General features: G+C 61.8%; 14 protein-coding genes. 5 read left to right on the forward strand and 9 right to left on the reverse strand.

Translation table 11 applies throughout. The features are described 5' to 3' along the window. Nucleotides 1–194 precede the first annotated feature (194 nt). Nucleotides 195–542, reverse strand: coding sequence for a Spx/MgsR family RNA polymerase-binding regulatory protein (locus SAZ10_RS32005; RefSeq protein WP_318613576.1), 348 nt, complete (start codon nt 540–542; stop codon nt 195–197). A gap of 674 nt (nt 543–1,216) precedes the next feature. On the opposite strand from SAZ10_RS32005, the gene SAZ10_RS32010 reads away from it, so the two are divergent. Beyond that, nucleotides 1,217–1,672 (forward strand): hypothetical protein, encoded by a 456-nt coding sequence (locus SAZ10_RS32010; protein ID WP_318613577.1) that lies wholly within the window; start codon nt 1,217–1,219, stop codon nt 1,670–1,672. A gap of 6 nt (nt 1,673–1,678) precedes the next feature. Here the strand turns inward: SAZ10_RS32010 and SAZ10_RS32015 are convergent, their stop codons facing one another. Further along, on the reverse strand, nt 1,679–1,975 hold the full coding sequence (locus SAZ10_RS32015) for a hypothetical protein (protein ID WP_318613578.1): 297 nt from the start codon (nt 1,973–1,975) through the stop codon (nt 1,679–1,681). 234 nt (nt 1,976–2,209) lie between these two features. Between SAZ10_RS32015 and SAZ10_RS32020 the strand changes: the two genes are divergently transcribed. Next, complete coding sequence (locus SAZ10_RS32020; protein WP_318613579.1) at nt 2,210–2,530, forward strand: DUF1236 domain-containing protein; 321 nt, start codon at nt 2,210–2,212, stop codon at nt 2,528–2,530. A 69-nt stretch (nt 2,531–2,599) separates the two neighbouring features. On the opposite strand, the gene ligD is transcribed toward SAZ10_RS32020, so the two are convergent. The 7 genes from ligD to SAZ10_RS32055 all read right to left on the reverse strand — a co-directional run bounded on the left by ligD (nt 2,600) and on the right by SAZ10_RS32055 (nt 10,069). Further along, nucleotides 2,600–4,372: a DNA ligase D gene (gene ligD / locus SAZ10_RS32025; RefSeq protein ID WP_318613580.1), complete on the reverse strand. Its 1,773-nt coding sequence runs from the start codon at nt 4,370–4,372 to the stop codon at nt 2,600–2,602. A 213-nt stretch (nt 4,373–4,585) separates the two neighbouring features. Next, nucleotides 4,586–5,386 (reverse strand): M55 family metallopeptidase, encoded by an 801-nt coding sequence (locus SAZ10_RS32030; protein ID WP_318613581.1) that lies wholly within the window; start codon nt 5,384–5,386, stop codon nt 4,586–4,588. After that, nucleotides 5,383–6,417, reverse strand: coding sequence for a P1 family peptidase (locus SAZ10_RS32035; RefSeq protein ID WP_318613582.1), 1,035 nt, complete (start codon nt 6,415–6,417; stop codon nt 5,383–5,385). The genes SAZ10_RS32030 and SAZ10_RS32035 overlap by 4 nt, the downstream gene beginning before the upstream one ends. 25 nt (nt 6,418–6,442) lie before the next feature. Further along, entirely contained in the window at nt 6,443–7,186 is a 744-nt protein-coding gene (locus tag SAZ10_RS32040; protein WP_318613583.1) for an amino acid ABC transporter ATP-binding protein, read from the reverse strand. A gap of 3 nt (nt 7,187–7,189) precedes the next feature. Next, nucleotides 7,190–8,308 carry an amino acid ABC transporter permease gene (locus SAZ10_RS32045; RefSeq protein ID WP_318613584.1) on the reverse strand — a complete coding sequence of 373 codons (1,119 nt, stop codon included), beginning with the start codon at nt 8,306–8,308 and terminating at the stop codon, nt 7,190–7,192. A 4-nt stretch (nt 8,309–8,312) separates the two neighbouring features. Continuing rightward, entirely contained in the window at nt 8,313–9,161 is an 849-nt protein-coding gene (locus SAZ10_RS32050) for an ABC transporter substrate-binding protein (RefSeq protein ID WP_318613585.1), read from the reverse strand. 41 nt (nt 9,162–9,202) lie between these two features. Then, entirely contained in the window at nt 9,203–10,069 is an 867-nt protein-coding gene (locus SAZ10_RS32055; RefSeq protein WP_318613586.1) for a D-amino-acid transaminase, read from the reverse strand. Between the two features lie 416 nt (nt 10,070–10,485). Between SAZ10_RS32055 and SAZ10_RS32060 the strand changes: the two genes are divergently transcribed. From SAZ10_RS32060 to SAZ10_RS32070, 3 genes are all read left to right on the forward strand, one after another. After that, on the forward strand, nt 10,486–10,668 hold the full coding sequence (locus SAZ10_RS32060; protein ID WP_318613588.1) for a CsbD family protein: 183 nt from the start codon (nt 10,486–10,488) through the stop codon (nt 10,666–10,668). 505 nt (nt 10,669–11,173) lie between these two features. Next, a complete protein-coding gene (locus SAZ10_RS32065) occupies nt 11,174–11,893 on the forward strand; it encodes an SOS response-associated peptidase (RefSeq protein ID WP_318613589.1) in 720 nt (239 codons plus the stop codon). Nucleotides 11,894–11,981: 88 nt separating this feature from the next. Next, the gene (locus tag SAZ10_RS32070; RefSeq protein WP_318613590.1) at nt 11,982–12,206 is read left to right on the forward strand and encodes a hypothetical protein; all 225 of its coding nucleotides are present in this window, start codon (nt 11,982–11,984) and stop codon (nt 12,204–12,206) included. Nucleotides 12,207–12,256 lie beyond the last annotated feature (50 nt).

Here is a 12,256-nt window from a genome sequence, read left to right on the forward strand (position 1 = left end):
CCGCAGCCGGCTACAATTTCCGACGCCTCATACGATGGCTCAGCCTTTTGCTGTGCCTGATGCTGGCTGCCTTCAGCACTCAGCTTCGCCTCGTATCAACGTGAAATCGCAATAGTTCACGGTCGACTAATTTGGGCGCGCACCCGAAAGCCGCACTCCGCCTTGCTTACCTACTCACCTACTCCCTTATTCCCCTATTGCCCTACCACCTGCTCGTACTCGGCCGCCTTGAAGCCGAACAACAGTCGGCCACCCGCATCGAGCACCGGGCGCTTGATGAGGTTGGTCTCGGCAAGGATCATGGCTCGGGCCTTCTTCTCGTCGATGCTTGCCTGCTCGGCTTCCGGCAGCTCCTTGAAGACAGTGCTGTTCCTGTTGAAGACCTTCTCCCAGCCCGCCCGCGCGAACCAGCCATCGACCACCTTCGGATCGAGCTTCTCGACGCGGTAGTCGAAGAAGTCGTACTTGACGTCCCGGGCGTCGAGCCACGCCCTTGCCTTCCTGACCGTATCGCAGCTCTTGAAGCCGTAGAGGGTGATCACGAGACCTCCAATGATGTCAGCCGCCCGCGCGGATAGAAATCAGGCGGCCCACAATATCCACTGTCCAGGAACCTCATATTTGCTGAGCCACAGCAAATTGTGCATCCCATGCGACAGAACAGCAGAAATGAGATAGACTAACAACGCTTAAGGACAGCGCCACTGGAGCGGGCCCGCCCTTCCATAAGGTGGGCCGCTTCAACAGAAAGCCCGCCTGCGCGGGGTTGCGGCGGGCTTCCTGGAGCCGAGTGCGCCAGCCCTGTGGTCGCTCGGCTCTCTCCTCGTCCCTTGCTAACATTTGTTAAGCGGAATGGTTCCACCATTACGTGCAGAATCGGCTGACATCGAGCTGGGCTGAATGTCTCCGGTTTGTTTCCGCTGCCGTGCCATCAACGAGGCTGAGAGATAAGATTGTCCGGTTTGCCAAGCGTCCGAAGGCGCTTGCGTTGCGATGAAGAACTGCGCCACGCTCATTCGACCGGCCCGTTCGACCGGTGTGAGCGCCAGAGGTCAGTCGCATGGCAAGAAAACTCAAGGTGTATCGAACCTCGGCAGGAGGCTTCTTCGAGCTAGCTGTAGCGGCGCCATCGATGAGGGCGGCTGCGGAGGCTTGGGGCGCAGATACGGACATCTTCGAGCGCGGCTATGCGGAGCAAACCGATGATCCCAAAATAGTGGAGGCGGCGATGGCCGCCCCTGGCGTCGTGCTGCGGCGACCGGTCGGATCGCAGGGCGAATTCAGCGAACACGCCCCGCTCCCGAAAGCGCCCAAGGAAAGCCGCAAGCCGTCGGGTCAGCGTTCCCAGCGTGCTGTCTCCGAAAAGAAACCCGGCCGAAAAGCCGAGGAGAAGCCGAAGCGTGCGGCGGCTCTCGAAAGCCAACGCGAGAAAGAGGCTCTTCAACGCCAGAAAGAGGAGGCGGCGGAGCGCGAGCGGGCCAGGAAGAAGCGTGAGCGTATGGTCGCCAAAGCCAACGCCGATTTCGAGAAGGCGCAAGCCCGCCACGACGAAGCAATGCAGGCTCTCGCGCGGCGACGGGAAGAGCTGGACAAAGATGAAGCTCTGGAGATGGAGCGCTGGGAAACGGAACAGCGCCGGCACTCAGACGCTCTGAAGGAACTGGGGTCGTAAGGGCTGTCAGCTGCGCCGCGCCATCCAGATGACGTAGCCGAGCGAAGCTGCCACGCCAACCAGTTCCACACCAAAAGCTATGCTGACGGGCCACACTGCCTTGGCTGGAAGCAATGACCAGACCAGCACGCCTCCTATGAGCAGAACCCAGACGGTCGTCACGAAGAAGATGACCACACCGGCGACGACGCCGGGCGGGCCAGCGATACCGTCGGGCTGATCGTTCCACCTTATCTTCGCAATCGCAGGGCAATCGTTCTTGGCGGGGCGGCCGAAGGCCAGTTGTCCTTCTTCGCGATACACCGACGGATCCTTACTGGTGAACCCGTCGAAACGCGGCGCCGGGCACAGTGTTCCGGGGCATGGACCTCTGCCGCGCATCATCAGACCTTGGTCCCCAATGCAGAGAGGGCAGAAGTCCGACACGCTGGTTTGACCGCAACCGCGACCGCTGATTGCAGTTGGAGATGACGTGCCGGGTGCCACTACCCGACATGAAATGGCCGAAGACGGCTGTTCGTGAACGCGGAGAATAGAATGATGAAAAAGCCAATAGTATCAACTTTGACCGCCACGCTCTTACTGGCAGGCATCGGCGTGGCAGCTGCCGACACGGTAGTCGTCAGCCCCGACGAAGAAACCGCCATTCGGGAATATGTGACGACAGAGAAGGTCACGCCTGTCGAACCACCCGCAGGTGTCGATATCACGGTGGGAGCGACCCTGCCGGACACCGTCGAACTGCACACGCTCAGCGTGCCTAAAGTGAAGCACAAATACGAATATGTCGTGATCGGCAAGAAGACGGTGCTGGTCGAACCCAGCACGCGCAAGATCGTGCATGTGATCGGGGGCTGAGGCTCTCGCCCCGACAACGGGGATCATTGGGGGGCGGCGTCCCTGCCAAGCAGGCGGCGCCTTCCCTTTCTACGCCGCCCTTCGCCCTCTCCTTAACGCGTGCGTCATGGTGAATACATCGGGCTGAATGCCGGATTCCACCTGCGCCCAAGTGACTGGTGCGGCGATCGGAAATCCATGCCGGGCACGGGGCGACCAGGCGCCAACCGCCGTATTGCCACGGCCGTTGCGCAAGTAGTCGAGAAAGATATGGCCGGTTCGAGCCGACGGGGCAGCTGAAAGGACGTAAAGGTCAGGACGTTCGTCGAGCAGGCGCTGCGCAACCGCTCGGGCCGCCTTTCGAGCGGCATCATGAGTGAGGCGTTTCTCGAACGGCGCCATAAGGTGGATGCCTTTGCCGCCCGTCAGTTTCGGCCAGCTCGCCAGGCCTGCCTCCTGCAGGAGATCGCGCAGGCGCAACGTTGTCTGGATGACCTGATCCCATTCGATCCCCTCTCCCGGATCAACGTCGAGCACAAGCCGGTCGGCATGCTCGATGTCATTCACAGTCGCATTCCACGGGTGCAGTTCGACGGCATCCATCTCGACGAGGCCGAGCAGGCCATCGAGGTCGTCGATCCAGACGCGCACACCTTCTCCGCCCTCACGCTTCTGAATGTGCAGTTGATGCACGCTCGGCGGGATTTCCGGGAGAGGACCGCGGTGGAAGAAGGTTATGCCGTGCGTGTGCCGTACCAGCTTGAGCGGCCGTTGGGCGAGATGATCGAGCGCCCGTCGCGCGACCTTTCGCCAGTAAGCGCGCAGCTCGTCTTTGCTGGGCACCACGGCATCAGGCAGCAGTTGCAGGATGTTCTCGCGGGGCACGCCGTGGGTGCTGCCAGCGCCGCGCGGCTTTGATTGTGCGGCCGGTTTGCGCGGCAATGGCGCCAGATCCTGCCGCAAGCCCTTGTACACCGCTTCCCGAAGGACCCCACGATCCGTTTCGCCGCTGAAACCGACCTCCGCGAGAACCACCGGCTGGACCCAGGTGGCTTTCGGTTTGTCTATGGGGTGACTGAGCGGCGAACTGGTCTGAATGAGTGGATCCAGGATTTCACGGAGCTGGCGTGCGCTCGTCAGGGTGTAGCCGGTCCCGACCTTTCCGGCATAGATCAGCCGCCCGTCCTGCTGTCGGCCAATGTACAGGGAAGCCACTCGGCGCGGGTGAGCGCCCAATTTTTCAACGAACGCCACGATCGGAAAGGTGTCGGAGCGGGAGCATTTGACCTTGCGCCATGTCTCCGATCGGCCGGACCGATAGGGCGCATCGACGCGTTTGGAAACTATTCCCTCCAGGCCAAGGCGGCAGGCGTGCTCGAACACCTGCTCGCCGCTCACCTTCAGATGGTCGGAATATACCAACCCGGACTCTGCACTCTCCAGCAGCTTCTGCAATGCCGCCTTGCGGTCGATCAGTGGGCGGCTGCGCAGGTCGCGACCATCAAGCCGGAGCAGATCGAAAGCATAGTAGATGATCTTGCTCGGCCGCTTGCCGAGCTCGCGCTCCAGCGCCTGGAAGTCGGGGCGGCCCATTGCACCGAGCACCACGGCCTCACCATCGATGATGGCCGACCTGGCTGGGAGCTTTTCAACGGCCTCGACGATCGATGGATATCGCTCAGTCCAGTCATAGCCTCGCCGCGTGTAGGCGCGTGCTTTGCCACCATCGAGGACGATTTCCGTGCGGTATCCATCATACTTGATTTCGTGAATCCATTCGCTTCCGGCAGGCGGCTTGCTGGCCAGTTCGGGCATCTGAAACTCGATGAACGACAGCGGCGCTCTCGCCGCCCTGGAAGGCATTCACGCACGCTCCTCGAAGCGAGACTCAACTGGATCGCGTCAATCCGGTTCCGGAGCTTGCGGCCGAAACAATCCATTTGCCCGGCACAATCAGGACCCAAACTTAGCGGATGAGAACGCATGTGAAAGGTTCCCGCGGCATCGGTCTCTTTCGCGGGAAGGTCGCCGCGTAGTTCGTTGGATGCGGGAAGGGCAAGTTCGACAGATCGACGTTCACGCAAGAACGAAACGAAGCGCGCGCTGGATCTCGAAGAAGTCCTTTGCCGCGAAAGCGACCGCGCGCGGTCCATGCGAACGCGCGCCCGGATACCAAGAAGCTCGAAACGCGTCGGACGGATTGGAGAATTCCACGACAGCCTCGTAGGTCTCAGCCAACGGCGGAACCAGCCCGGAGAGGTCGCGGGAAAGGGCGGCCTCGACACCCTGCCGGATCAGCGCCCGGGAACACGCTGGCGAGAGCGAGGTCGCGGCGCGCCCTGCCCCTTCCAAAGTCTCCACCGTGGCGATGCCCGATATCATTGCGCGCGCATCGGCACAGATCCCGGCATCCCCTGCGAGAAAGGCAGACGGTACTCCATAGCGGGAGGCGCAGAGTGCGTTCACGGTGAATTCGGAGACGACCTCTCCGTTGAGCAACAGCCGTGAGACGGCGGTGCTAGTGGTATGGGCCAGGGGGTTCGCCTCGGTTCCCGCCTTTGAATGGTAGCCAACATAGATCGCCGCAGCGAAATCGGCAGCTATGCCGAACATCATGCTATCGGGATGGCCGGACCAGCCCCGGATTACCCGGACATAGTCGGGCAACAGATCGAGGACGAGATTGCGGCCGCTGTCATGCGCGTCCTTGACGACGATTTGTTCGGCGCCGGCGGCGCGCGCACCCTCGCAGGCTGCCACCACCTCGGCCGTCATCAGCATCCGGAACTCGCGATGATCCGAATGGCTACGATCGGCCTCGTCCCAATGAGCGATACCGGCGGTTCCTTCTATGTCCGCGCTGAGGAATATCTTCACTGTAGCGGGTTCTCCATCAGCCATGCCGCGAGCGCCGGGAACGAACGGCCAGTGCGCCCTGTCGTAGCCGGCGCGGCACAAAGCGCATTCAACACCGCCTCCTGCGTCGCCTCCGCGGCGGCGCGGAACGGCATGTCGATGCGATCATCGGCAAGCTGCCGGAGGGACTGGAAAGCTTTCCGCGGTTCATGCGCGACCGGATCGGCCGTGGTGAAACACAAGGCGATGTCGCCGCTGCCATTGCCCCAGAAGGCACCGAGGCGCGCCAGTCCGGCCCCGGCTCGGCGAGCCACGCGGCGGAGCTGACGGTCACCGAGCGGTAGGTCAGTGGCAAGAATTATGATGACCGATCCCTTTTCCGTCTCCGCAGACGAGCGCGGGTTGGGCCGGCGGCCGTCCGGCAGCACGAGGTCCCCTACCCGCCCGAAATTGGCCAGCACGAGCGCTCCTAGCGTATAATCGTCTCCGTCGATCCGCATCAGCCGCGAGGCGGAACCGATGCCGGCCTTGAAGCCGAAGCTTGTCATCCCGGTCCCCGCTCCTATCGCACCCTGCAGCACCGCACCGCCCCTGGCGTCGTCGAGCGCCGCCTCGGCGTCGGCTGTGGTCACTGCCATGGCTTGGATGTCGTTGATCACGCCATCATTGCACTCGAAGACCAGCGGATTGACGGTGGAGGTCTCGCGGCCGATGTCCGGATTGGCCGCGATCGCCCGGCGCACCAATGCTTCTGCGCATGGTGCGACGGAGAACGTGTTGGTCAAGAGGATCGGTGTTTCGACGGTGCCGAGTTCGGCCACCTGCATCATGCCCACGGACTTGCCGAAGCCGTTGATCACCTCTATTCCCGCGCGAACTTTCTGGCGGAAAAGATCGCCTTGGTGCGGAAGGATGGCCGTGACTCCGGTGGCCAGCGTCTCACTGCAAAGGGTGCGGTGGCCGACCGTCACCCCGACCACATCGGTGATGGCATTCAGCGATCCCGGCGGCAGGATGCCCGAGCTCAAGCCGAGATCGCGCGCTGATGGCATTCCGGAACCCTTCATCATGCCTCCGCTACAGTCTCCCGGCCTTTTTCAGGCTGCGCAGGAAGGCCTGCGTCCGCTCACGCTTCGGATTGCCAAATATCTCAGCCGGCGACCCCTGTTCATAGATTGTCCCGGATTGAAGAAAGCAGATCCTGTCGGCGACTTCGCTGGCAAAGCCCATCTCGTGGGTGGCAAGCATCATGGTCATGCCCTTGGCCGCGAGATCGCGCACGATGTCCAGAACCTCCGCCACGAGTTCGGGATCGAGAGCGGAGGTGATTTCGTCCAGCAGGAGCAGCATGGGGTCCATCATCAGGGCGCGCACGATGGCAACGCGCTGCTGCTGCCCACCGGAAAGCCGGTCGGGGTAGTCGCCGGCCTTGTGCGCCAGGCCGATGCGCTCGAGGAACGCCATCGCCCGATCCTCGGCCTCGCGACGCTTCATGCCGAGCACTTTCAGCGGCGCAAGCGTGGTGTTTTGCAGCACCGTCATGTGGGGAAACAGGTTGTACCCCTGGAATACGATGCCGATGTCGCGCCGAAGCCGGTCGAGATCCACCCCCGGCCCGGTGATCCGGTCGCCATGGATGCGAACTTCGCCGAGTGAGATCTCCTCCAGCCGGTTGATGCAGCGCAGCAGCGTAGATTTACCGCAGCCCGACGGGCCGATCAGGCAGATTACCTCATGCTCTTCGACGGAGAGCGACAGGTTGGAAATGACCTCGACCGAGCCATAGTGCTTGGTCACGCCATCGATTTCGAGCAGCGCCACGCTTCAGCCTCCCGCCCTGATCCGGCGTCGGTCGCGCTCGATCAGCCGATCGACAAACCGCGCCTGGGGGATGGTAATGGCGATGAACAGGATCGCGACCGTGGTCACCGCCGAAAGGTTGAAATTGTTGGCCGCTATGATCTTCGACTGGTTGAAGGCGTCGATGGTACCGATGATGGCAACCAGCGCGGTGTCCTTCTGCAGGCTGATGCAGTTGTTCATCAGCGGCGGAATGATGTTGCGCACGGCAAGCGGCACGATCACGTAGCGCATGGTCTTGAAATGGCTGAGCCCGAGCGAACGGGCGGCCGCGACCTGGCTATGATGCACGCCCTCGATCCCGGCACGATAGACCTCCGACGTATAGGCCCCGTAGGTCAGCGTCAGCGCGATGACTGCATAGGCGGTGGAAGAAAGGTGCGACAGCACCGGCAGGTCGGTCAGCGGCAACCCGAAGCCGATCAGGTAGATGGTGATGATAGCGGGCAGGCCGCGAAACAGGTCGCCATAGGCGATGGCGAGGAAGCGCAGAGGCCGCCCGGCATCGCCAGGAAGCGTGCGGGCAACAGCCACCAGCAGCGACCATATCAGGATCAGAACTGCCGAAACCGCGAAGATGACAATGTTGGTGCCGAAGGCCCGAAGTACCTTGCCGGCGGATTCGCGGATCAGCGCCAGATCGAAGAAGGTACGGCTGACAGCGGCATCGTTCAGCACCATGAACCAGGCACCACCGGTCACGATAAGCAGCGCTCCGCACCAGGACAGCGCCTGCCAGGCCGCCATTGAGGCCTCTGCGCCAAGCGCGCGAGCGGCATAGACATCGTCGCTGCGGCTGGAAGCCAGTGATTTCAGGAAAGCACGCGCAGCGATCACCAACACGACCGCCGCAGCCAAGGCGGCGATCGCTCCCGGCACCACCACGGCAGTGGACGCGATACCTTGCGAAACGGCGAAGGAACCGATGTGCTGGACCGAGACAGCGACGGCAACGAAGGTCAGCACAGCCAGCGCAAGGGTTAGCGCCGTGCGGCCGCGATATGTGCGCGTAACGGTCCGGGCGCGCCATGCTGCGGCGCGCCCGGCTTCGTCCGATTTCGCGTGGTGATCGAGCACCGCCATGAACTCAGTACTTCCAGACTGGGACGTCGGCCGGCGTCTTGCCACCCCATGCGGGGGCCAGATATTGCAGCTCAAGGTCCTTGAGCGTGCCGTCTTGCTGCATATCGGCGATGATCTTGTCGATCACCGGCTTTGCCGGCGAACCCTTGGGGTAGATTCCCGCGGTCTCACCGCCGACGTCGTACTGGCCTACCACTTCGAGCTTGCCGTTCGAGGCGGCAACCTGGCCTAGAACGATGGACAGTTCCGTCATTGCCACATCGACATTGCCTGCGGCGACGGCTGTGAACATCGCCCCGGTGTCGTCGAAGACCGACAGGTTCTTCGCTTTCAACGTATCCTGCGCCCATGACACCATGGTGGTGCCCGCCTGCGTGCCGAACTTGGCGTCACGTACATTCTCTTCGGTCAAATTGGACCCCGCCTTGGCCGCGAGGCCATAGGAGCCAAACGAATAGGGTGTCGAGAAATCGACCACTTTCTTGCGCGGTTCCGTCACCGAGATCTGCGCCAGGGCGACATCGAAATCCTTGTTCTGGCCCGCGACGATGGAATCGAAGGACGCGTTCTTCAGCACGACCTTGTCGAGACCGAGGCGGTAGGCGATGTTGACCGCCATGCAGAATTCGCGGCCGTTGGTGATGCTCTCCGGCGTGTCGCCGTTGAATTCGCCGACTGCCGGCAGGTTGATAACGACGGTGAACTGGCCAGCAACCGCCGGCGTGATGTGCTCGGTGCCCTGCTTGCCGTAGAGCTTGCATTCGCCGTAGCCCTCGGCCGCTGATGCGGCCGTGCCGGCGAGCGCTACTATAGAGCCGACGGCAAGGCCGACGAGCTTGCTGCTGAATTTCATCTGGTTCTCCTCTGGTGGATAGATCGGGGTTGTGGTCGTGGTTATGCAGGCGAGACCGGCACGGAACCGAGCGCGGCTTCGATGTAGTAGGCTTGCAGTCGGCAGGTCAGCGGACCGGGCCGGCCATCTCCGATCGCGACCTCTCCGATCCTGACAACGGGGGTGACGAAGGATGAGGCGCTGGTGACGAACGCCTCGGTCGCCGCTTGCGCTTCCGCCGGTGTAAAGGCGCGCTCCTCGAAATGAAGGCCGTGGGTTTCGCAGAGCCGAAGTACTGCCTTGCGCGTACAACCGGGCAAGGTCGATTGCGAATTCGGGCGCGTCACGACCTGATTGTCGGCAGTGATGATGAAAGCTGTAGAGGATGAGCCCTCCGTAACCAAGCCGTCCTCGACCATCCAGACATCGTCATACCCCTTGGCGCGGGCCTCATGTTTGGCCAGCACCTGGCCGAGCAGCATCGCGGTCTTGATGTCCCGCCTGGCCCAGCGCAGATCTCGCGCCAGGTTGACAGCAATGCCGTTCCGTTGTGCGGGCGTGTCAGCAAGCTTTTTCGCCTGTGTGAAGGCGATGAAGTTCGGTTTAAGCCCCGCGGGATAGACAAAGTCGCGATCGGCCTCGCCCCGGGATACCTGCAGGTAGATCGTGCCTTCCATGAGAGCGTTGCGCGCCATCAGCTCGAATTGGATATGCTCCAATTCCGGACGCGGCACGGGCATGGGGATAGAAAGAGCGGCCAGCGAGCGCTCGAATCGGTCAAGGTGGAGATCATTGTCAATCAAACGCCCGGCAATGACAGCCGTGACCTCGTAGATCGCATCACCGAACAGAAAGCCGCGGTCGAAGATGCTGATACGCGCGTCTTCCTCCGGCGTGAAAACACCGTTGCAATAGACGATTCTTCCCACGATGGCTGCGTCCCCTCGTTCCTCGCACGCCAGTCGCGAGGTGCGCGCCACCCTGCAATCGCGCGCGCCGATTGCGCCAATTCATTTTCAACAACATGGCATTCCGATTTTGCATAGCTTCGACATTTCAGTATGTTGCCTGAGATACATTCGTCTTTTGCGGCAACACGGGCGCCGGATCTGGGAATAGAATAGCTGGAGAACTTCGTTGCCGTGGCGGAGGCATTCAGTTTCTCGCGCGCGGCCGGGACACGCCGTGACCAGTCGGCGCTGGCGTGTCCATTCCCGGAACGGAAAGTCCGCCGGTAGGCTGGAGCGGTCCCGGGCGTCGTCTGTATCGCACCACCATCCTCCACCAGGCTCTGGAACTTTTCAGCTGCACTGCATGTTGTCCTCCACCAGTGATGGAGAGAACCATGCATAAGGATGAAGTGAAGGGCTCGGCCAAGAAGCTGCGCGGCGAGGCCAAGGACAAAGTAGGCAAAGCCACCGGAGATGATAGCCTTCGCGCCTCTGGCAAGGCCGACAAGGCTGAAGGGAGCATTCAAAAAGGCGTCGGCAAGGTCAAAGATAAGGTCCGGGACGCCCTAAAGCATTGATGGCCGCATTGATGCAGTGGGCCCACCGGGCGTCAGCTGTGAAGCAGACTTCTGCTTCATTGCCGTGCGACAGGGCGCGACAGCGAATGACAAGGGGGGCTCGAAACATCAGGTCTGCCGTACCCGCGCCTTCTTCACGGGTCTTCACGTAATCGTGTGCAATGATGCCCTATTAGCGCTGCCTAATGATCTTTATCGCTCTGTGATGTGACGGCTGGGCGAGGAAGCCACTCACTCCGGCGTTGCGTGCCCGTCGCGTCCCCCCGGCGCGGCGGGCAAGTTCAATTTGCCTTTGGCTTGCGCCATGGCATCGGGCAGTTTCAGCCTCTGAAGCCCTATCACGCCATGCGCTGACCCCGCTGGACTTGCTGCGTGCCGGAAATGGCGACGCGCTCGCCGATGATGTCCATCAGTGGCAGGGTGTCAGAAATCGCGAGCGAGCCCAGCATCCCGTCGTCGGCCCAACCCCTGGTAGTTTTGCTCGAGGTGATACACATTCCCCGCCATGTGCAACCTCTACAATGTCACCACCACCCAGCGCGCCATCATTGAGTGGACCCGCGCTATGCGGGATCGCTCGGGTAATTTCGAGCCATCCTTTGACGTCTACCCCAACCAGCCCGGCCCGGTGGTCCGCAATGCGCCTGACGGCGAGCGAGAACTCGTAAGATTGCTATGGGGAATGCCGACACCGCCCGAGCGCGTGAAGGGCAAGGCGGATCCCGGCACCACCAACATACGCAACACGCAATATGCCCATTGGCAGCCCTATCTTGCAGCGGAGAACCGCTGCGTGGTCCCCGCCAACATCTTCGCCGAGCCTAGCCCGAAGCCGGGCGACAAGGATCCCGATACCGGCATTCAACGGAACCACTGGTTCGCGATCGGGGAGAGCCTGCCGCTGTTCTTCTTCGCCGGGCTCTGGACGCGATGGCAGGGCATCCGCAGAGTCAAGGACGGCCCCGGCGACCACCAGGTCTATGGCATCCTGACGACGCGGCCGAATGCGATTGTCGCCCCGATCCATGCCAAGGCCATGCCGGTGATCCTCACGACACAGGAGGAGGTGGAGACATGGCTCTCTGCGCCCTGGTCCGAGGCCAGGGACCTGCAACGGCCCTTGCCTGATGACCAGCTGGTGATCGTCCCGAAGCCGTCGACCCAGCTCCTGCTCAAGGCGACCAAAGCGGACTCGACAGCGCCCGTTCAAGGATCATTGTTCTAGAGGCGGGGTAACTTTGTCATTTGGTAATATTTGTTAATGAAGGGAAACGGAATCCCCGGTAATAGGGCAGCATCACTAGAAGGGCTTGATGTTGCCAGAATTGCACCAGCGCGGAGTTGAGCTTGTCGTCGAGCTATTGGATGCGATTGACGATATCGAGCGCCTGGACACTGAAGAAGTCCGGGCGCTTCTGAAGGAAACAGCATTCGTGCTTGGCGAGGTGCTGAAGCGAGATGTCCCCAGAGAGCTGCGGGACGCGGACGACAGCGGCCTTGGCGCAGGACATGCTCTGCCGAAGATGCCGCCTCTTTAGTGCGTCTGATCCCTGCGCGAGGGGCGCCCGTTGTTCTAGGTTCTAAAAGA

This window comes from Mesorhizobium sp. BAC0120 (assembly GCF_033542235.1).
Taxonomy (GTDB): Bacteria; Pseudomonadota; Alphaproteobacteria; order Rhizobiales; family Rhizobiaceae; genus JAWRCU01.

Coding starts and splice junctions, on each gene's coding strand:
- SAZ10_RS32020 (WP_318613579.1), top strand. CDS start 2,210: ATGATGAAAAAGCCAATAGTATCAACTTTGACCGCCACGCTCTTACTG.
- ligD (WP_318613580.1), bottom strand. CDS start 4,372: ATGCCTTCCAGGGCGGCGAGAGCGCCGCTGTCGTTCATCGAGTTTCAG.
- SAZ10_RS32035 (WP_318613582.1), bottom strand. CDS start 6,417: ATGCCATCAGCGCGCGATCTCGGCTTGAGCTCGGGCATCCTGCCGCCG.
- SAZ10_RS32045 (WP_318613584.1), bottom strand. CDS start 8,308: ATGGCGGTGCTCGATCACCACGCGAAATCGGACGAAGCCGGGCGCGCC.
- SAZ10_RS32050 (WP_318613585.1), bottom strand. CDS start 9,161: ATGAAATTCAGCAGCAAGCTCGTCGGCCTTGCCGTCGGCTCTATAGTA.
- SAZ10_RS32060 (WP_318613588.1), top strand. CDS start 10,486: ATGCATAAGGATGAAGTGAAGGGCTCGGCCAAGAAGCTGCGCGGCGAG.
- SAZ10_RS32065 (WP_318613589.1), top strand. CDS start 11,174: ATGTGCAACCTCTACAATGTCACCACCACCCAGCGCGCCATCATTGAG.
- SAZ10_RS32070 (WP_318613590.1), top strand. CDS start 11,982: ATGTTGCCAGAATTGCACCAGCGCGGAGTTGAGCTTGTCGTCGAGCTA.